At 74.2% G+C, this 18748-nt stretch carries 16 protein-coding genes and 1 pseudogene; 6 read left to right on the top strand and 11 right to left on the bottom strand.

What is annotated here, in order from left to right; translation table 11 throughout:
* Window positions 1–81 precede the first annotated feature (81 nt).
* Genes hutI through hutU form a run of 4 tightly spaced genes read right to left on the bottom strand, consistent with a single transcriptional unit; the run spans window position 82 to window position 5510 of the window.
* Complete coding sequence (gene hutI / locus ACFVGO_RS14840) at window positions 82–1257, bottom strand: imidazolonepropionase (RefSeq protein WP_380632073.1); 1176 nt, start codon at window positions 1255–1257, stop codon at window positions 82–84.
* Between the two features lie 31 nt (window positions 1258–1288).
* A complete protein-coding gene (locus ACFVGO_RS14835) occupies window positions 1289–2650 on the bottom strand; it encodes a formimidoylglutamate deiminase (RefSeq protein ID WP_380350531.1) in 1362 nt (453 codons plus the stop codon).
* Window positions 2641–3822 carry an allantoate amidohydrolase gene (locus ACFVGO_RS14830; protein WP_359906165.1) on the bottom strand — a complete coding sequence of 394 codons (1182 nt, stop codon included), beginning with the start codon at window positions 3820–3822 and terminating at the stop codon, window positions 2641–2643. Before ACFVGO_RS14830 ends, ACFVGO_RS14835 begins: the two co-directional genes overlap by 10 nt.
* A 20-nt stretch (window positions 3823–3842) precedes the next feature.
* Window positions 3843–5510 carry a urocanate hydratase gene (hutU, locus tag ACFVGO_RS14825; protein WP_359906110.1) on the bottom strand — a complete coding sequence of 556 codons (1668 nt, stop codon included), beginning with the start codon at window positions 5508–5510 and terminating at the stop codon, window positions 3843–3845.
* A gap of 171 nt (window positions 5511–5681) precedes the next feature.
* Between hutU and ACFVGO_RS14820 the strand changes: the two genes are divergently transcribed.
* Window positions 5682–6254 carry a Uma2 family endonuclease gene (locus tag ACFVGO_RS14820; RefSeq protein WP_359906107.1) on the top strand — a complete coding sequence of 191 codons (573 nt, stop codon included), beginning with the start codon at window positions 5682–5684 and terminating at the stop codon, window positions 6252–6254.
* Window position 6255: 1 nt separating this feature from the next.
* Here ACFVGO_RS14820 and ACFVGO_RS14815 read toward each other — a convergent pair whose 3' ends face one another.
* The gene (locus ACFVGO_RS14815) at window positions 6256–6576 is read right to left on the bottom strand and encodes a hypothetical protein (protein ID WP_359906104.1); all 321 of its coding nucleotides are present in this window, start codon (window positions 6574–6576) and stop codon (window positions 6256–6258) included.
* An 84-nt stretch (window positions 6577–6660) separates the two neighbouring features.
* The gene (locus ACFVGO_RS14810) at window positions 6661–7530 is read right to left on the bottom strand and encodes a MurR/RpiR family transcriptional regulator (protein WP_224278798.1); all 870 of its coding nucleotides are present in this window, start codon (window positions 7528–7530) and stop codon (window positions 6661–6663) included.
* A gap of 259 nt (window positions 7531–7789) precedes the next feature.
* Between ACFVGO_RS14810 and ACFVGO_RS14805 the strand changes: the two genes are divergently transcribed.
* Entirely contained in the window at window positions 7790–8215 is a 426-nt protein-coding gene (locus tag ACFVGO_RS14805; RefSeq protein ID WP_359906101.1) for a hypothetical protein, read from the top strand.
* A gap of 46 nt (window positions 8216–8261) precedes the next feature.
* Here the strand turns inward: ACFVGO_RS14805 and hutH are convergent, their stop codons facing one another.
* Both hutH and ACFVGO_RS14795 read right to left on the bottom strand, forming a co-directional pair.
* The gene (gene hutH / locus ACFVGO_RS14800; RefSeq protein WP_359906098.1) at window positions 8262–9839 is read right to left on the bottom strand and encodes a histidine ammonia-lyase; all 1578 of its coding nucleotides are present in this window, start codon (window positions 9837–9839) and stop codon (window positions 8262–8264) included.
* Window positions 9840–9967: 128 nt separating this feature from the next.
* Window positions 9968–11134, bottom strand: a complete 1167-nt coding sequence (locus ACFVGO_RS14795) for a macrolide family glycosyltransferase (protein WP_380350561.1) — start codon at window positions 11132–11134, stop codon at window positions 9968–9970.
* A gap of 123 nt (window positions 11135–11257) precedes the next feature.
* On the opposite strand from ACFVGO_RS14795, the gene ACFVGO_RS14790 reads away from it, so the two are divergent.
* Window positions 11258–11878, top strand: coding sequence for a TetR/AcrR family transcriptional regulator (locus tag ACFVGO_RS14790; RefSeq protein WP_359906095.1), 621 nt, complete (start codon window positions 11258–11260; stop codon window positions 11876–11878).
* A 756-nt stretch (window positions 11879–12634) separates the two neighbouring features.
* On the opposite strand, the pseudogene ACFVGO_RS14785 reads toward ACFVGO_RS14790, so the two are convergent.
* From ACFVGO_RS14785 to ACFVGO_RS14775, 3 genes and pseudogenes are all read right to left on the bottom strand, one after another.
* A pseudogene (locus ACFVGO_RS14785) lies at window positions 12635–13768 on the bottom strand (diguanylate cyclase domain-containing protein); the annotation flags it as partial.
* Window positions 13769–14227: 459 nt separating this feature from the next.
* A complete protein-coding gene (locus ACFVGO_RS14780) occupies window positions 14228–15352 on the bottom strand; it encodes an adenylate/guanylate cyclase domain-containing protein (protein WP_359906093.1) in 1125 nt (374 codons plus the stop codon).
* Window positions 15353–15525: 173 nt separating this feature from the next.
* Window positions 15526–16419, bottom strand: a complete 894-nt coding sequence (locus ACFVGO_RS14775) for a biotin--[acetyl-CoA-carboxylase] ligase (protein WP_359906090.1) — start codon at window positions 16417–16419, stop codon at window positions 15526–15528.
* A gap of 232 nt (window positions 16420–16651) precedes the next feature.
* Here ACFVGO_RS14775 and ACFVGO_RS14770 point away from each other — a divergent pair, with 232 nt between their 5' ends.
* The 3 genes from ACFVGO_RS14770 (at window position 16652) to mmpB (ending at window position 18724) form a co-directional block, all read left to right on the top strand.
* Window positions 16652–18241 (top strand): acyl-CoA carboxylase subunit beta, encoded by a 1590-nt coding sequence (locus ACFVGO_RS14770; RefSeq protein WP_359906088.1) that lies wholly within the window; start codon window positions 16652–16654, stop codon window positions 18239–18241.
* A gap of 29 nt (window positions 18242–18270) precedes the next feature.
* Complete coding sequence (locus tag ACFVGO_RS14765) at window positions 18271–18492, top strand: acyl-CoA carboxylase epsilon subunit (protein WP_380350528.1); 222 nt, start codon at window positions 18271–18273, stop codon at window positions 18490–18492.
* Window positions 18493–18583: 91 nt separating this feature from the next.
* A complete protein-coding gene (mmpB, locus tag ACFVGO_RS14760) occupies window positions 18584–18724 on the top strand; it encodes a morphogenic membrane protein MmpB (protein WP_359906082.1) in 141 nt (46 codons plus the stop codon).
* Window positions 18725–18748 lie beyond the last annotated feature (24 nt).

Genomic DNA, 18748 nt, shown 5'->3' with positions numbered 1-18748 from the left:
TTACCCCCCCCCACTTCCCCCCCCGAACAGACCTTCTACCCGTCGGAGCAGCTGCTCGACGGGGCGACGCGAACCCACCGTTCAGACCTCGCGGACGCCCGCGCGCCAGACCGCCGCCGTCAGGGGGACACCCGGGCGGTAGGCCAGGTGGACGTGCGAGGGGGCGTCCAGCAGGAGCAGGTCGGCGCGGGCGCCGACCGTGACGGTGCCGACGTCGCTGCGCCGCAGGGCGCGGGCGCCGCCCGCCGTCGCCGCCCAGACCGCCTCGTCCGGGGTCATGCCCATCTCGCGCACCGCCACGGCAATACAGAACGCCATCGAACTGGTGAAGCTGGAGCCCGGGTTGCAGTCGGTGGACAGGGCCACCACCGCGCCCGCGTCCAGCAGCCGGCGCCCGCTCGGGTACTCGGCCCGGGTGGAGAACTCCGCCCCCGGCAGCAGGGTGGCCACCGTCGCCGAGCCGGCCAGCGCCGCCACGTCCTCGTCCGTCAGATGGGTGCAGTGGTCCGCCGAGGCGGCTCCCAGCTCCACCGCGAGCTGCACGCCCGGCCCGTAGGTGAGCTGGTTGGCGTGCACGCGCGGCGTGAGGCCCTTCTCGATCCCCGCCGTCAGGACGGCCCGCGCCTGGTCCCCGTCGAAGGCGCCCTTCTCGCAGAACACGTCCACCCAACGGGCGTGCGGCGCACAGGCGTCCAGCATCTCGCCGGTGACCAGGTCGACGTACCCGGCCGGGTCCCCGGCGTACTCGGGGGCGACCACGTGGGCGCCCAGGTAGGTGGTCTCCGGGGTGTGCGCGGCGGCGATCCGCAGGGCGCGCGCCTCGTCCTCGACCGTCAGCCCGTAGCCGGACTTGCACTCGATGGTGGTGGTGCCCTGGCGCACCGCCTCCCGGACGAACCGGGCCAGGTTGGCGTCCAGTTCGGCGTCGCTCGCCGCCCGGGTGGCCGCCACCGTGGTCCGGATGCCGCCCGCCGTGTACGGCTGCCCGGACATCCGGGCGTTGAACTCGGCGGTGCGGTCGCCCGCGAACACCAGGTGGGCGTGCGAGTCGACGAAGCCGGGCAGCAGGGCCCGGCCCTCGGCGTCGAAGCGCTCGTCCGCCGCCGGTGCCTGCGCGGCCGGGCCGACCCAGGCGACGGTGCCGCCGTCGACCACCACGGCCGCGTCGGTGAGCAGGCCGAGCGGCCCGGCGCCCTGCCCGGGGTCGTTGGTGACCAGGCTGCCGATGCCCGTGATCAGGGTGGTCGTGGTGCTCAAGGCAACGCCTTCCGAAGGGAGTTGAACGGGGTCAGTAGTCCAGCGCGCCGATCGCGGAGCGCAGCGCGCCCGGCACGTCGGCCACCAGCCGGTGCACGCCGTCCCGGACGACGTGCCGGCCGCCGACCACGACGTGCCGCACGTCCGCCGCCGAGGCCGCGAAGACCGCGATCTCGGCGCCGAGCCGGGGCGGCGGTCCGGCCGTGCGGACGGTGTCCAGCGCGATCACCGTGAAGTCGGCGAGCGCCCCGGCCTCGATCCGTCCGGCCTCCGGCCAGCCGAGCGAGGCGTGGCCGTCCTCGGTCCCGGCCCGCAGCAGCGCGTTCGCCGTCCAGTGGCCGCGGGTGCGGGTGCGCAGCCGCTCGTCCAGCTCCAGCGCGCGGGCCTCCTCGAACGGGTCGATCACCGCGTGGCTGTCGCTGCCCAGGGTGATCGGGGAGCCCGCCGAGGCCAGCCGGCGGGCCGGGCCGATGCCGTCCGCGAGGTCCCGCTCGGTGGTGGGGCACATGCAGACCGTGGTGGAGGAGTCGGTGAGCAGCCGGACGTCCTCGTCGGTGAGGTGGGTGGCGTGCACGGCCGAGGTGCGCGGGCCGAGCGCGCCGTGGTCGGCGAGCAGCCTCGTCGGGGTGACGCCGTGCGCGGCCAGGCAGGCGTCGTTCTCGGCGGTCTGCTCGGAGAGGTGGACGTGCAGCGGCGCCCCGCGCACCGACGCCCAGTGCGCGACGGTGCCCAGCTGCTCGGCCGGGACGGCCCGCACCGAGTGGACGGCGGCGCCGATCCGGGCGTGCTCGCGCGGCTTGAGCGCGTCCGCCCGGACCGCCCAGGCCTCCGCGTCGCCGTCGCTGAACCGCAGCTGCGGCCTGGTCGGCTCGGCGCCGAAGCCGGAGGAGAGGTAGCAGGTGTCCAGCAGGGTGATCCGGATGCCGGCCCGGGCGGCGGCCTCGATCAGCGCCTCGCCCATCGCGTTCGGGTCGGTGTAGCGGGCGCCGCCGGGCGCGTGGTGCAGGTAGTGGAACTCGCCGACGGCCGTGATGCCGGCCAGCGCCATCTCGGCGTAGACGGCGGTCGCGAGCTCCAGGTAGCGGTCCGGGTCCAGCGCGCCGGCGAACCGGTACATGGTGTCGCGCCAGGTCCAGAAGGTGCCGGAGCCGACCTGGACGTGCCCGCGCAGCGCCCGGTGGAAGGCGTGCGAGTGGGCGTTCGCCTGACCGGGCAGCAGCAGCCCGTCGAGCCGGACGGCGTCGGGCGGGCAGGGGCCGCTGTCCGGGGTGACGGCGGCGATCGTGCCGCCGGGGCCGGTGGTGATCAGCACGTCCGGCTCGACCACCGGCCCGTTGTCGTGCGGCAGCCAGGCGTACTGCGCCCAGTAGCGCACGTGCTCGTTCACTGGCACGCCAGGTCCTCCAGTACGTCGGCGAGGGCGGCGACCCCGGCCAGGCAGTCGGCCTGCTCGGCGTGCTCGGCCGGGGAGTGCGAGACGCCGGTGGGGTTGCGCACGAACAGCATGGCGGTCGGGATCGCGGAGGCCAGGATGCCGGCGTCGTGTCCCGCGCCGGTGGGCAGCACGGGGGCGTCCAGCAGCTTGGCCAGCCGGTCGCGCAGCGGCCCGTCGAAGTCCACCACCGGGGTGTAGGACTCGCGGGTCAGCTCGACCCGGACGCCGTCGCGCTCGCCGCGCTCGGCGGCGGCCCGCTCGATCTCGGCGACCAGCTCGGTCAGGGTGCGCTCGTCGGCGGCCCGGGAGTCCAGCCAGCCGCGCACCAGCGAGGCGATCGCGTTGGTGCCGTTGGGCTCCACCGCGACCTTCCCGAAGGTGGCCAGCGCGCCCGCCAGCTTGGCCTTCTTGCGGGCGGCGAGCACGGTGTTGGCGTAGGTCAGCATCGGGTCGCGGCGATCCTCGATCCGGGTGGTGCCGGCGTGGTTGGCCTCGCCGTGGAAGTCGAACCGCCAGCGGCCGTGCGGCCAGATCGCGCCCGCCACGCCGACCGGCTGCCCCTCGGCGAGGCAGCGGCCCTGCTCGACGTGGAGCTCGACGAAGGCGCCGATCCGGGCCAGCCGGTCGTCGTCCGCGCCGATCGCGGTCGGGTCGTAGCCGGCCTTCTCCATCGCGTCGGGCAGCCGCAGGCCGTCGGCGTCGCGCAGCTCGTACGCGGCCTCGCGGGACAGCACCCCGGCGGTCAGCCGGGAGCCGATGCAGGCCACCCCGAACCGGGCGCCCTCCTCGTCGCCGAAGTTGACGATCGCCAGGGGCCTGGTGAGCTCCGTTCCCCTGGCGCGCAGTTCGTCCAGTGCGGCGAAGGAGGAGACCACCCCGAGCGGGCCGTCGAAGGCCCCGCCGTCCGGGACGGAGTCCAGGTGGGAGCCGGTGACGACCGCCCCCCGCCCGTTCGGGTCGCCCAGCCAGGCCCACTGATTGCCGTTGCGGTCCAGCTCGTACGTCAGGCCGCGGCTGCGCGCCTGCTGCTCGAACCAGGCGCGGCACTCGGCGTCGGCGGAGTTCCAGGCGAAGCGGCGGTAGCCGCCGGAGGAGGCGGAGCGGCCCACGGGGAGCAGCTCCGCCCACATCTCTTCGAACGACGGAACCGTCACAGCTCACCCATGGGAACGCGCACGCCGCGCTCGTCGGCGACCTCGACCGCCCGGTCGTAGCCGGCGTCGACGTGCCGGATGACGCCCATGCCCGGGTCGTTGGTGAGCACCCGGCGGATCTTCTCGCCGGCCAGCGGCGTGCCGTCGGCCACGGTGACCTGACCGGCGTGGATGGAGCGGCCGATGCCGACGCCGCCGCCGTGGTGGATGGAGACCCAGGAGGCGCCGGAGGCCACGTTGACCATGGCGTTGAGCAGCGGCCAGTCGGCGATCGCGTCCGAGCCGTCCAGCATCGCCTCGGTCTCCCGGTACGGGGAGGCGACCGAGCCGCAGTCCAGGTGGTCGCGGCCGATGACGATCGGCGCGGACAGCTCGCCGGAGGCGACCATGTCGTTGAAGCGCTCGCCGGCCTTGTCGCGCTCGCCGTAGCCGAGCCAGCAGATGCGCGCGGGCAGGCCCTGGAAGTGCACCTTCTCCTGGGCCATCTTGATCCAGCGGTGCAGCGACTCGTTCTCCGGGAAGAGGTCGAGCACGGCCTTGTCGGTCTTGGCGATGTCCTGCGGGTCGCCGGACAGGGCCGCCCAGCGGAACGGGCCCTTGCCCTCGCAGAACAGCGGGCGGATGTACGCGGGGACGAAGCCGGGGAAGGCGAAGGCGCGGTCGTAGCCGGCCAGCTGGGCCTCGCCGCGGATCGAGTTGCCGTAGTCGAAGACCTCGGCGCCGCGGTCCAGGAAGCCGACCATGGCCTCGACGTGCTTGGCCATCGACTCGCGCGAGCGGGTGGTGAACTCCGCGGGCTTCTCGGCCGCGTAGGTGGCCATGTCGTCGAAGGCGACGCCGATCGGCAGGTAGCTCAGCGGGTCGTGGGCGCTGGTCTGGTCGGTGACGATGTCGATCGGCGCGTCCATCGCGAGCAGCTGCGGGAAGAGCTCGGCGGCGTTGCCCAGCAGGCCGATGGAGAGCGGCTGCTTCTTGTCGCGGGCCGCGGTGGCCAGCTCCAGCGCGTGCGCGAGGTTCTTGGCCTCGACGTCCAGGTAGCGGTGCTCGATCCGGCGGGAGATCCGGGACGGGTCGCAGTCGATGCAGATCGCCACGCCGCCGTTCATGGTGACGGCCAGCGGCTGGGCGCCGCCCATCCCGCCGAGGCCGGCGGTGAGGGTGATGGTGCCCTCCAGCGAACCGTTGTACCGCTTGTTGGCGACGGCGGCGAAGGTCTCGTAGGTGCCCTGGAGGATGCCCTGGGTGCCGATGTAGATCCACGACCCGGCCGTCATCTGCCCGTACATGGTGAGCCCGAGGCTCTCCAGCCGGCGGAACTCCTCCCAGTTGGCCCAGTCGCCGACCAGGTTGGAGTTGGCGATGAGCACGCGCGGCGCCCACTCATGGGTCTGCATCACGCCGACCGGCCGCCCGGACTGGACCAGCATGGTCTCGTCCTGCTTCAGGCCCTCCAGCGTCCTCACCATGGCGTCGAAGGAGCGCCAGTCCCGCGCGGCCTTGCCCGTGCCGCCGTAGACCACCAGCTTGGACGGGTGCTCGGCCACCTCGGGGTCGAGGTTGTTCATCAGCATCCGCAGGGCCGCCTCCTGCTGCCACCCCTGCGCCGTCAGCCCCGTCCCACGCGCCGCGCGCACCTCACGCGGCCCGCTCGCCTGCTGCACCATAGTTCGGCCTCCCTGCGGATGGATTCATTCAAGCTATGTTCGATTGAATATAACTAAACAGTCGGCTTTCGACCAGACCCCGAAAGCATCCGATCAACGCCCGAACCGGAACGCCTGCCGCCAGTAGCCTGCGGCCGGAAGCACCAGCCGATCGGCCCAGCGGAGGACGCCATGGCAGCTGTTCCGGCACGCTCCGGCAGGCTGCGCCGGACCGCCGAAGGGATCGAGCGGCGCACCGGGCTGCGGGTCGAGATCATCGGCGGCACGCTGCTGATGTCGCCTCCCCGCCGAGGGAAACACGCCGGCACAGTGCGCCACCTGCGCGAAGACCTCGGACCGCAGCTGCCCGCGAACCTCGGCGCCTACGAGTCGTCATCGGTCGCCCTACCGGACGACGAGGACGACTACGCCACCCCCGACCTGATCGTGCTGCCCGTCGCATGGGAGAACGAGGACGACCGGCGAGCCGATCCCCGCCGTGCCGCTCTCGCCGTTCAGGTCGTTCCCGGCCCCTCGCTCATCACCCACATCGCCGCCAGGACCAGCTGGTACGCGATCGCAGGCGTTCCGGTCCTCCTCACGGTCGACCCCCGCAAGGGCGCCTGGACACTCCACACCCGCCCCCGCGACGGCGAGTACCAGGGCGTCCTGCGCGGCACGTACGGCGAGGCCGTCCCGCTGCCCGCGCCGCTGCCCGCCGAGCTGGACACCTCCGGCCTTCCGCTGTACGCGCCGCGCGGCTGAGTCAGGCCGCCGCGCCGCCGTCCCAGTCGATGCCGATCTCGGCGAGCCAGCGGCGGTCGTCGGCGTCCGGGGCGGGCGGGGACGGCGGGCGGGGGATGTTCTGGACGGGGCCGAGGCCGTACTTCTCGGCGGCCGCGACGGCGCGGGCGTCGGGTTCGATGACGCCGACGTGGACGGCCGACTCGTCGCCCGGGTCGAGGACGGTCAGTTCGGGTTCGGGCAGGCGCCGCAGGGTGACGCGGCGTCCGCAGGCGGGGCAGGACCATTCGTCGGCGCCCGAGGAGAGGCGGGCGACGAACTTCATCTCGTGGATCACGTGCATGGGTGGCACCCCCTGCAGGAGGGGATGCCCGGGTTCGTGACGGCTACTCCCCCGCCGCCGTTCCGGGCCGTGCTTGTTCCGCGCTCATTCCAGGAAGAGGCCGCGCGCCGCCGCCGACTGCTCGATCGCCTCCAACCGGGCTTCCGCTCCCGGCAGTTCGTCGCACATGGACTGCAGCAGCACCCGGCCGAGCATCATCGGGGCGCACGCGGTGTCGAAGACCAGCCCGGTGCCGACGGCGGCCGGCAGCATCAGGTCGGACAGCTTGGCGACCGGCGCGAAGGCGCTGTCGGCCACGGTGAGCACCGTCAGCCCGCACTCGCGGGCCACCGTCAGCGCGTCCATCAGCTCCCGCGGGTAGCGCGGCAGCGCGAAGCAGAGCAGTGCGCTGGCCCCGGCCGCCCGGGCCTGTTCCAGCCGGTCGGCGAGCATGCTGCCGCCCTCGTCCAGCAGCCGGATGTCCGGGTGCACCTTGGCCGCGAAGTAGGCGAAGCCGCGCGCCTGCGCCGAGGCGGCCCGCAGGCCGAGCACCGGCAGCGGGCGGGAGGCGGCGAGCAGCCGGGCGGCCCGGGTGATCGGCTCCGGGTCGGCGAGGAGTTCGGCGAGGTGGCGCAGGTGGGCGATCTCGGCGAGCACGGCCTGCTGGTGCTCGTTGCGCACCGCGTCGTCCGGGGTCTCCGGCGCGGCCTGTTCGCCGCCGCCGAGTTCGCGCAGCTGCTTGCGCAGCGCCGGGTAGCCGTCGTACCCGAGCGCGACCGCGAAGCGGGTGACGGAGGGCTGGCTGACGCCCGCGAGTTCGGCGACCTCGACGCTGGACAGGAACGGCGCCTCGGTGGCGTGCCGCACCAGCGAGTGGGCGATCCGGCGCTGGGTCGGCGTCAGCCGGTGCCCCTCGAACAGTTGGAGCAGCCGGGCGGAGGGGCCGACGCTGCCGGTCTCGTCGGTGGCGGTCATCAGCGGTACCTCCGGGTGCGAGGGGGTCGGACGACGACTGTGCAGGAGCGGGCCGCACCTGGCAAAGACGTCTCGTACGGCGGGACGTCCGGTGGGACGCCCCTTGGGTCGGACCGGTCGCGCGGGCCGGACCGGTCGGACCGGTCGGGCCCGCGGTCGGCCGCGCCGGGTCGGGGTAACCCTGATTTGTCCCTGAGCCCGCCCGGATTCCTCCTGCGAACGGATGGACCGGGGGCCCCGGCGGCCCCACCCTGGTTCCATGGACACTCGTCAGGACGAACTGCGGCGCGACCTCGACGCCACCCTCCAGGCCCGCAAGGAGCTCGGCAAGGAGTACGAGGACGCACTCGTCGACTCCTTCATGAAGCGGCTCGACGCCCGGCTGGACGCCCGGGTCGAGCGGTCGGTGGCCCAGCGGTTGGACGACTACGAGCCGCGGTCCCCCCACCGGGGGCAGTCCCGCCGTCCGGGCTGGGGCAAGCGCTCCAACACCGGGCTCGCGGTGACCTCGCTGGTCCTCGGCATCCCGCTGACGGCGATCGCGGGCAGCCCGGAGAGCGGCGGCTTCGCCGGTCTGGTGGTCTGCTGGGCGGGCATCGTCGGGGTCAACCTGGCGGCCGCCCTGGGCGAGCTGCGCAACCGCCGGGACCGCGCGGAGCGCTCGCCGCGAAGCGACTGGGACTGAGCCCCCGTCACTCCGCGGCGACGCCACGACCCCGGCCGGCCGGGTCTCAGGCCAGCGGGCCGGTGACCCGCTCGACCGCCCGCACCAGCTCGCCGGAGGCGACCAGCTCGGCGGCGGCCTCCAGGTCGGGCGAGAGGAAGCGGTCGCGGCCGGCGCCGCCGACGCCCGCCTCCCGGGCGGCGGCCATGGCGGCCGCGGTGGCCGGGGCGACGCGGCCCGACGCGTCGGCCTGCTGACGGATCTCCAGCGCCCGGGCGGACGCGGTGAGTTCGACGGCGAGGATCCGGCCGAGGTTGGCCACGGCCTGGCGCAGCTTGCGCGCGGCCGACCAGCCCATCGACACGTGGTCCTCCTGCATCGCGGAGGAGGGGATCGAGTCGACCGAGGCCGGGACGGCGAGCCGCTTGTTCTCGCTGACCAGCGCGGCCTGGGTGTACTGGGCGATCATCAGGCCGGAGTCCACGCCCGGGTCGTCGGCCAGGAAGGCCGGCAGGCCGTGCGAGCGGGCCTTGTCGAGCAGCCGGTCGGTGCGGCGCTCGGAGATCGAGCCGAGGTCGGCGGCGGCGATGGCGAGGAAGTCCAGCACGTAGGCGACCGGGGCGCCGTGGAAGTTGCCGTTGGACTCCACCCGGCCGTCCGGCAGCACCACCGGGTTGTCGACCGAGGCGGCCAGTTCGCGCGAGGCGACCAGCCGGGCGTGCTCCAGGGTGTCCCGGCCGGCGCCGGCGACCTGCGGGGCGCAGCGGATCGAGTAGGCGTCCTGGACCCGCGGCGCGTCGTCCTGGTGGTGGCCGGTGAGGCCGGAGTCCTTGAGGACGGCGAGCATGTTGGCGGCGCTCAGCGCCTGGCCCGGGTGCGGGCGGATCGGGGCGTGCAGCTCGGGGGCGAGCACCTTCTCGGTGCCGAGCAGCGCCTCCAGGCTCATCGCGGCGGTGATGTCGGCGGTGGTGAACAGCCGCTGGAGGTCGGCGATGGCCATCACCAGCATGCCGAGCATGCCGTCGGTGCCGTTGATGAGGGCGAGGCCCTCCTTCTCCAGCAGCTCGACGGGCTCGATCCCGGCGGCGGCGAGCAGTTCGGCGGCGGGCTTCTCCACGCCGTCCGGGCCGGTGGCGGTGCCCTCGCCCATCAGGACCAGTGCGCAGTGCGACAGCGGCGCGAGGTCGCCGGAGCAGCCGAGCGAGCCGAACTCCCGCACCACCGGGGTGATGCCCGCGTTGAGCAGGGCGGCCATGGTCCGGGCGACCAGCGGCCGGACGCCGGTACGGCCGGAGGCCAGCGTCTTCATCCGCAGGAACACCAGCGCGCGGACCACCTCGCGTTCGACCGCCGGCCCCATGCCGGCGGCGTGCGAGCGCACCAGCGACCGCTGCAGCTGGGCGCGCAGTTCGGGGCTGATGTGGCGCACGGCGAGCGCGCCGAAGCCGGTCGACACGCCGTAGACGGGGCGCGGCTCGGCCGCGAGGGCGTCGATCCGCGCGCGGGCGGTCGCCATCTCGGCCAGCGCGTCGGGGCCGATCTCGACCCGGGCGTTGCCCCGGGCGACGGCGAGGACGTCCTCCGCGCTGACGTCGGCCTTGCCGACCAGGACCAGCGGAGCGTCGGGGGCCACAGCACTGTGCATATCCATATACACCATCACATCAGGTGAATGAAGATATGACAACAGGTGCTCGCCATCCGGATTCTCCGCCCTCCGGACCGGCGCCGCACAGCGCGGCCCCCGGGCCGCCTCCGCTTCACCTCGTGAGTTCACCTCACGAGCTCGGCCTCGATCAGGTCCGCCGCCCGGGCGGTGCCGCCCTCGGCCCGCCCGGCGGCGGACAGCTCGCGCAGCCGCTCGGCCACCGCCGGGTCGCCGACCAGCTCCAGCAGGGCGGCGCGCAGCGCCTCCGCGGTGGCCTGCTCGGTGTCCAGCCGGCGGGCGACGCCGAGCCCCACCAGGGCGTCCGCGTTGGCGAACTGGTCGGTGGCCTGCGGCACCGCGATCATCGGCACGGCGTGGAACAGCCCCTCGCTGGAGCCGCCCATGCCCGCGTGGGTGACGAAGGCGTCCGCCTGGGAGAGCACCGACAGCTGCGGCACCCACCGGTGCACCTCGACGGTGTCCGGCACCTCGCCGAGCTCGGCCGGGTCGGTGTGGCTGCCGATCTGGAGCACGGTGTGCCAGCCCGGCAGCTCGCCGAAGGCCCGGACGCAGGCCCGGTAGAAGGCGGGCTGGTGGGTGAAGGCCGAGCCCAGCGAGACCAGCAGCACCTTCTCGGCGCCGGCCGGCCGCTCCCACCGCCCCTGGTGGGCGCGGTCGCCGAAGCAGGGCCCGACGAAGCTGATCCGCCGCTCGTCGACCCGGTCGGCGTTGGGCTGCAGGGCGCGCGGGACCAGGGCGATCGCCCGCTCCGGGCGGTTCTTGAAGGCGTCCACGTCACGCTGCGCCGCACCGGCCTCGGCCAGCCAGTCGGCGAACCGGCGGTAGTGCTCGGCGCCGCCCGGACCGGTGCGGATCGCCTCGAACACCTCCGCGAGGTCCTGCTCGAAGCCCTCCCAGCCGACGAAGGTGGGCGACAGCTGCACGACCGGCACCCCCAGCCGTTCGCCGAGCGCCCGGGCCGCGAAGCCCGCGATGTCGCAGAGCACCAGGTCGGGCCGGTCGTCGGCGAAGGCCTCCAGGAGGACGGGCCACATGGAGAGCGCGTCGTCCAGGAACAGCTCCTGGATCGCCACCGGATCCTCCATCCAGCCGTCCGGGTCGTCGGCGAGCGGCAGCTTCGTCGGGTACGGGACGAAGGCGGCGCCGGTGGACTCCACGGTTTCCCGGAAGGACGGGTCGTTGACGTAGCTGACCCGGTGGCCGCGGGCGACCAGCTCGGTGATCACGGCGAGGCTGGGGTTGACGTGGCCATGGGCCGGAATGGAGACCATCAGGATGTGTGCGGGGCGGTTCACGGGCACCTCCGGGGCAGCGATGAAGACGAGACGGACCGTCTCGCGGTTGCTTGAGAAGACAATACGGTTCGTCTCGCTGTTTCGCATAGAATTTTTCCCATGGCTTCCAGAACCGCCCCCGACCCCGCCCGCCGCAGCGAGCGCGCCCGCGCCGCCGTCCTCACCGCGGCCACCGAACTCGTCGCCGAGGTCGGCTACGGCAAGCTGACCATCGAGGCGATCGCCGCCCGCGCCGGCGTCGGCAAGCAGACCATCTACCGGTGGTGGCCCTCCAAGGGAGCGGTGGTCTTCGACGCCTTCCTCGCCGCCGGCGAACACGAGGGCAGCCTCGCCCTCCCCGACACCGGCGACCTCGGCGCCGACCTCCGCGCCGTCCTGCGCCCCACCAGCGACGAGCTCGCCGACCCGGGCGCCGACCGCACCTACCGCGCGCTCCTCGCCGAGATCCTCAACGACCCCGCGCTGCACGCCGAGTACCGCACCCGCCTGCTGGACCCGCTGCTGGACGTCACCCGCGACCGCCTCCGCCGTGCCCGCGAGGCCGGCCAGATCGCCCCCGACGCCGACCTCGACCTGGCCGTCGAACTCTTCTACGGTCCGCTCAACTACCGCTGGCAGTTCCGGCTCGGCCCGCTCACCCACGAGCACGCCGACCTCCTGGTCGACGCCGCCCTCCGGGCGCTCAACCCGCCCGCCGCCGACGGCGGCCGCGGCGCCTGAACCAGCACACGGCCACCACCGCGACCGGCACGCGGCACAGCGACACGAGGGCGCGCCGGATGAACGGCCCGCCTGACCCACCGCGGGAGCCGTACCGGCGGCGAGACGCCCGGGGCGGGACGCCGCCACCCGGTCCGCCGACGGGCCCCGGCCGGGGCCGACGCCTCAGACCGCCGGCGGCGAGGCCGGCCCCGCCAGGGCGACCGAGACCAGGGCCCGCATGGCGCAGGCGGCCTGGCCCAGCGGCAGGGTGGCGTCGTCGGCGAAGAGCTCCACCAGCCAGCCGCCGGCCGGGTTCTGGCCACCCGCCGCGACCATGCCCCGGTAGCCGGAGACGACGAGCATCGCCTCCTCCGCCGGGTCGTTGCCGGCCGCGCCCGACCGCAGGGCGAAGGCGCCGCCGCGCACGGCACGGCGGGTCATCGGGTAGTGCCGGAGGTCGAAGACCGCGTCGGGGGCCTCGATCCGGGCCCGCTGGGTCTCGGCGCGGGCGTTGGCGGGGCCGCTGGTCATCCGGTAGACGGCGTGCTGGGCGGTGCGCATGAACTGGGAGCCCGGCGGAACGTACGAGACCCACCAGCCGACGGCGTCCAGCAACCGGGCGGCGGCCTCGGCGACCACGACCAGCTTGCCGAGGGTGTCCGCCGGGTGGACGGCCCGGGCCGCGGCGGCCCGGTCGAGGGAGGCGAGCACGGCGGTGAGCAGCTGCCCCGGGTCGGCGCTGTGGGCGGCGCCGCGGAACCGCCGCCGGTCGCCCGCCCCGGCCCGGCCGTTCGGCCCGCGCCGCCCGTCCGCCCGGTGGTGCGGGTCGGCGGCGTCGGCGAGCAGCACCGTGGGGTCGGGCGAGAATCCGGGGCCGTGGCTGCGCCCGGCGACCACCGGGTGGGCGGCCCGGGCCGCCTTGGCCCGGTACTGGGCGGCGTCGGCGAGCCGGAACAGCCGGTCGGGGGTGGTGACGGGCCCGATCGAGTCCCCGGTGGAGGCGACGCCGCAGGCCACGCCCTCGCCCTCGGAGAGCGCGAGCGCCCGGGCGCACAGCTCCTCGGCGACGGCGACCACCTCGTCGGCCTTCTGGCCCTCCACCAGCAGGCAGAACTCGTCGCCGCCGAGCCGGGCGGCGAGGCTGCCGGGGAGCTTGGCGGCGGCCAGCGAGAGCTGGTGGGCGAACCGCTCCAGCAGCCGGTCGCCCATCTCGTGGCCGAGCTGGTCGTTGACCCGTTTCAGTCCGTTGACGTCGCAGACCACCAGGGAGACCACGGTGTTGTCCCGGTTGTGCGCCTCCAGCGCGCTCTCCAGCCGGGCGTCGACGGCCCGCCGGTTGGCCAGGCCGGTGAGCGGGTCGGAGAAGGCGAGCTTGCGCAGGTCGGCGAGGCGCTCGGTCTGCGCCAGCCCGGCCGAGACCTGGGCGGCGAGCAGCGTCGCGTAGTCGGCGTCGCCCTCGGTGAACCCGGGCATCCCGGCCGACCGGGCGAGGTAGAGCTCGCCCCAGGCCTGGCCGTGCAGCACGATCGGCGCGACCACGCAGCAGGCCCGCCCGCGCCGGCGCAGCGCCGCGGCGCGCTCCTGGCAGTACGCACCGGCGGTCGGGTGGGCGTGCCCGGCGTGCGGCTCGCTGTTCTCGGCGCTCTGCAGCCAGGCGCGCGGCAGCCGCCCGGTGGTCCAGCGTTCCTCCAGGTACGTGACGATCTCGGGGAAGTCGGCGACCGGGTACGACTCGTCCTCGGGCAGTTCCTCCTCGCCCGGGGCGAGTTCTCCGTGGTTGACCAGGACCCGCAGCCGGCCGGACTCCCGGTCCCAGACCGAGACGGCGGCCATGGTGGCGCCGAGCGCCTCGGTGGCCCGGGTGGCGGCGGCCCGGACGGCCTCCAGCGGGGTGAGCGCGGCGGCCATGTCCTGGGCGAGCTCGACCACGGACTGCAGCCTCAGGTCGGGCAGCGGGTCGGGGTTCCGCAGGCGGCCGCAGTCGCAGTCGCGGTCCGTCATGATCGCCTCGCTGCTCACCGGCTCGCCTCGCTCCCTGTGCTCGGTCCTGCCAGACCCCCGCCGACCGGCCGCACCCGACCGGCCGCTTGCACCAAGACTATGGCGGGTTCGTTCGGTTATGCCCCGTTTGCCCGGACGGACCCGCAGCCGACCGTACGGGTTTCAACCGTTCGGCACCCGGGAAGCCGTACCCGCCGCGGGAGAGCCGCACCCATCGCGGGAGAGCCCCACCCACCACGGAAGAGCGAGCGCCCACGGACCTCCGCACCGCGAACGGCTTCTCCGCTCCCACGCCTTCCCCGCAGGCGGAGCGCTATTCGCCTTCCCCGCGGCGGGCCGCTGTTCGCCCTCTCCGCGGGCGGAGCGCTACTCGGCCTTCAGCCGCCGGGTGAGCAGCCACGGCTCGACCAGTCCGAGCCCCCGCACCGGCCGCCGCCACATCGGCTGCAGGTGGAACCGGGCCCCGGCCTCCGGGCCCGGCATCGGCAGCCCGGAGGCGGGCATCCCGGCCGCGGCCGACAGCGCCTCGGCCAGGCCCGGCCCCTCCGAGTCGGCCGGGGCGACGCTGCCGTTCTGCTCCAGCGCGGCGGCGAACTCGCCGTCGATCAGCACCGCGTCCTTGGGGGCGATCGAGGTCAGCCGGCTGGCCAGGTTGACGGTGGTGCCGAAGACGTCGCCCATCCGCGAGGTGACCGTGCCGAAGGCCATGCCGACCCGCAGCGGCGGGATGGTGTCGTCCCCGGCCAGCGCCTCGATCAGGCTCAGCGCGATCTCGGCGGCGGTCGCCGGGTCCTCGGAGACGTAGAGGATCTCGTCGCCGAGCGTCTTGATCACCCGGCCGCCCTGGCCGGCGATCAGGTCCGAGCAGGTGTTCTCGAAGGTCTCGACCAGCTCGCCGAGCTCCTCCTCCTCCAGCCGCCGGGACAGCCGGGTGAAGCCGACCAGGTCGGCGAAGCCGACGGCGAGCCGTCCGCTGGTGATCTCGTTGTCCTCGGCGGCCTGCACCACCCGGCCGGTGACGGCCGCCAGCTGGCGCCGCCAGACGTACACCAGGAACTGCTCCAGCTCCGGCAGCAGCAGCTCGACCAGCGGGTACGCGACGTCGGCCCGGGTCAGCCCGGGCTCGGCGGACTGGGTGAGGTTCTCCAGGAAGGTGTCCATCTGCCAGCCGGCCAGCCGGGCCGTGGTCTGACCGGTGGAACGGGCCACCTGGATCGCCATCGACTCGCTGAGCAGCCCGGACTCCACCAGGCCGGCCAGGCGGCGCAGCGCGATCACGTCGCCGTCGGTGAGCGCGCGGGACTGGCCGATGTCGGGGAAGCCCATGGCGCGCCAGAACCGGGTGGCCAGCTCCATCGGGACGTCGGCGGCGCGCGCGGCCTGGTACGGGGTGTAGCGGCGCGGCGCGTCCAGGATCAGGCGTTCCAGTTCGAGCGCGACCGTGGGGTCGTTGCTGCCCGCCGTCGCGCCGCTGCTGCCGTCCTCTGCCACCGGTCCGTCCCCGTGCGATCGCCGCACTCGCCTCGTGTCCTACCTGTCCGGGCGCGCCGTCCGCCACCCGGGCGGACAGTGGCGCGCCTCACACCGCTGCCAGGTGGAATGTTCGCACGGAATCGTCGGATCCGGGGCATCAGCCCGGGTCAAGGGGTGGTGAAGACTGCCGTTCAGCGGGCCTCGGGGCGCACGTGGACGACGTCCCCGGCACCGACCGCCCGGCGTACGCCGTCCGGCGTGCGGACCACCAGCCGCCCGTCGCCGTCCACCGCCACCGCCTCGCCGACCAGCTCGCGGTCGCCCGGCAGGTGCACCTTCACCCGGCGGCCGAGCGTGGTGCAGCGGTCCGCGTAGGCGCGCAGCAGGTCGCTGGCGTGCGGGTCGCCCGCGGCGGCCGTCCACTCCCGGTACAGCTCGGCCAGCTCGCGCAGCAGGGCGCGCAGCAGGGTGCCCCGGTCGGTGGTGGAGGCGCCGGCCAGCGCGAGCGAGGCGGCGGCGGGGACGGGCAGTTCCTCCGTGCGCAGCGAGACGTTGAGGCCCATGCCGACCACCACCGCGCCGCCCGACAGCTCGGTGAGGATGCCGCCGAGCTTGCGCTCCGCGCCGTCGATCTCCGCCTGGAGGTCGTTGGGCCACTTCAGGCCGACCTCGACCCCGGCGACCCGGCCGAGCGTGCTGGCCGCGGCCACCCCCGCCAGGATCGGCAGCCAGCCGTACCGCTCGACCGGCACCCCCTCGGGGCGCAGCAGCACGGACAGGAACAGCCCGGAGCGGGGCGGGGCGGTCCACTGCCGGCCCAGCCGGCCGCGGGCGGCACTCTGCGCCTCGGCCACCAGCACCGCGCCCTGGGCGGCGCCCGCCGCGGCCCGGGCGGCGAGGTCGCTGTTGGTGGAGCCGGTCTCGGCGACGACGTCCAGCGAGGTCCACAGGCCGCCCGGGACGAGCAGGTCGTGGCGCAGCGCCTCCTCGTCCAGCGGCGGACGGTCCAGGTCGGTCCAGGGCGACGGTCCGGCGTGGCCGAAGCCGCGCAGTCCGCTGCGGCGGGGGGTCTCGGGTGCGGTCATGGGAAAACCCTAGATCGGGTCCGGGACGCAGGCCGCCCCATCGTCCCGCAGAACACCCGTCAACAGAACTGTGTCGATGGTCATGACGCCAGGACGTGCCGCATCGCCCTCCGCGCTGGCTACGCTACCCAGCGGTAGTTCGTAGCGCCGCCCTGCCCTCATGCGCGGGCCCACCACCCGGCCCCGCGCGCACTCGAACAGGTCGCGGCCATGGATCAGGGAGAGCCACCGGATGACCGAGGCGTCGTACGACCCCCACACCACCGCCGGCAAGCTCGCCGACCTGCGGCGAAGGCTGGACGAGGCGGTGCACTCCGGCTCCGCGAAGGCCGTGGAGAAGCAGCACGCCAAGGGCAAGCTGACCGCCCGCGAGCGGGTCGCGGAACTGTTGGACGAGGACTCCTTCGTGGAGTTCGACGAGTTCGCCCGGCACCGCTCGACCAACTTCGGCCAGGAGAAGAACCGGCCGTACGGCGACGGCGTGGTGACCGGCTACGGCACCGTGGACGGCCGCCAGGTCGCGGTGTTCGCCCAGGACTTCACCGTCTTCGGCGGCTCGCTCGGCGAGGTGTTCGGCGAGAAGATCGTCAAGGTGATGGACTTCGCGCTGAAGACCGGCTGCCCGGTCATCGGCATCAACGACTCCGGCGGCGCCCGGATCCAGGAGGGCGTGGTCTCGCTCGGCCTGTACGGCGAGATCTTCCGGCGCAACGTGCACGCCTCCGGCGTCGTCCCGCAGATCTCGCTGATCATGGGCCCCTGCGCGGGCGGCGCGGTGTACTCCCCCGCGATCACCGACTTCGTGGTGATGGCGGACCGGACCTCGCACATGTTCATCACCGGCCCGGACGTGATCAAGACCGTCACCGGCGAGGACGTCGCGATGGAGGAGCTGGGCGGCGCGCGCACCCACAACGCCAAGTCGGGCAACGCGCACTACCTGGCCGCCGACGAGAAGGAGGCGATCGAGTACGTCAAGAGCCTGCTCTCGTACCTGCCGTCCAACAACCTGAGCGACCCGCCGTCCTACCCCGAGCAGGCCGACCTCACGGTCACCGAGGAGGACCTCGAACTCGACACCATCGTGCCGGACTCGGCGAACCAGCCGTACGACATGCGCACGGTGATCGAGCACATCGTCGACGACGGCGAGTTCCTGGAGACCCAGCCGCTGTACGCGGGCAACATCATCACCGGCTTCGGCCGGGTCGAGGGCCAGTCCGTCGGCATCGTCGGCAGCCAGCCGATGGACCTGGCCGGCTGCCTGGACATCAACGCCAGCGAGAAGGCCGCCCGCTTCATCCGCACCTGCGACTCGTTCAACGTCCCGGTGCTGACCTTCGTCGACGTGCCCGGCTTCCTGCCCGGCACCGAGCAGGAGTGGGACGGCATCATCCGGCGCGGCGCCAAGCTGATCTACGCCTACGCCGAGGCCACCGTCCCGCTGATCACCGTGATCACCCGCAAGGCCTTCGGCGGCGCGTACGACGTCATGGGCTCCAAGCACCTGGGCGCCGACCTCAACCTGGCCTGGCCGACCGCGCAGATCGCCGTGATGGGCGCGCAGGGCGCGGTCAACATCCTGCACCGCCGGGAGATCGCCGAGGCCGAGGCGGCCGGCACCGTCGAGGAGAAGCGGGCCGAGCTGATCGCCTCGTACGAGGACACCCTGCTGAACCCGTACCTGGCGGCCGAGCGGGGCTACGTGGACGCGGTGATCGCGCCGAGCGAGACCCGCCGGCACATCGTCCGCGGTCTGCGGGCGCTGCGCGGCAAGCGCGAGGTGCTGCCGCCGAAGAAGCACGGCAACATCCCCCTGTAGGCCCCGTCCCTGTCGGGAGAGAAGCAGCCATGTCCCCGATCCACGTACTGCACGGGCAGCCGACCCCCGAGGAGCTGGCCACCGTCCTGGCGGTGGTCCAGGCCCGGGCCGCCGCCGCGCAGGCCGCCGCCGAGGCGGCGCGCCTGGCCGGTGCCGGCCCGGCGTCCCCCTGGAACGACCGCGCCCGCCTGCACCGCCCCGCCGTCCGCCACGCCGTGAACGCCTGGCGGACCTCGGGCTGGGCGCACTGACACCCGCCGCGCGGAGCGGGCGGCCGGCACCGCCCGGAACCTGAGTACGGATACTCAGGCGCCCGCGCCCCGCGCGGCGCACTCTGGACGGGTGCTCTGGTCAGATCCCCGTGACGAGCCCTCGCCCGAGGCCCGTCGGATGCAGGAGCGGATGCAGCGGGCCGGCAGGGTGATCGCCGTCCTGGTGCTGGTCGGCGCCGTGCTGATGATGCTCTCCCAGCCCTTCACCTGAACCGTTCACCCGAACGGCGGATAG

Origin of the sequence: Kitasatospora sp. NPDC057738, from assembly GCF_042798815.1 — a bacterium.
In the GTDB taxonomy this organism is placed as follows: Bacteria; Actinomycetota; Actinomycetes; order Streptomycetales; family Streptomycetaceae; genus Kitasatospora; species Kitasatospora lactacystinica.
The sequence above is the reverse complement of the archived record's forward strand: the minus strand, read 5'-3'. Positions and strand labels throughout refer to the sequence as shown.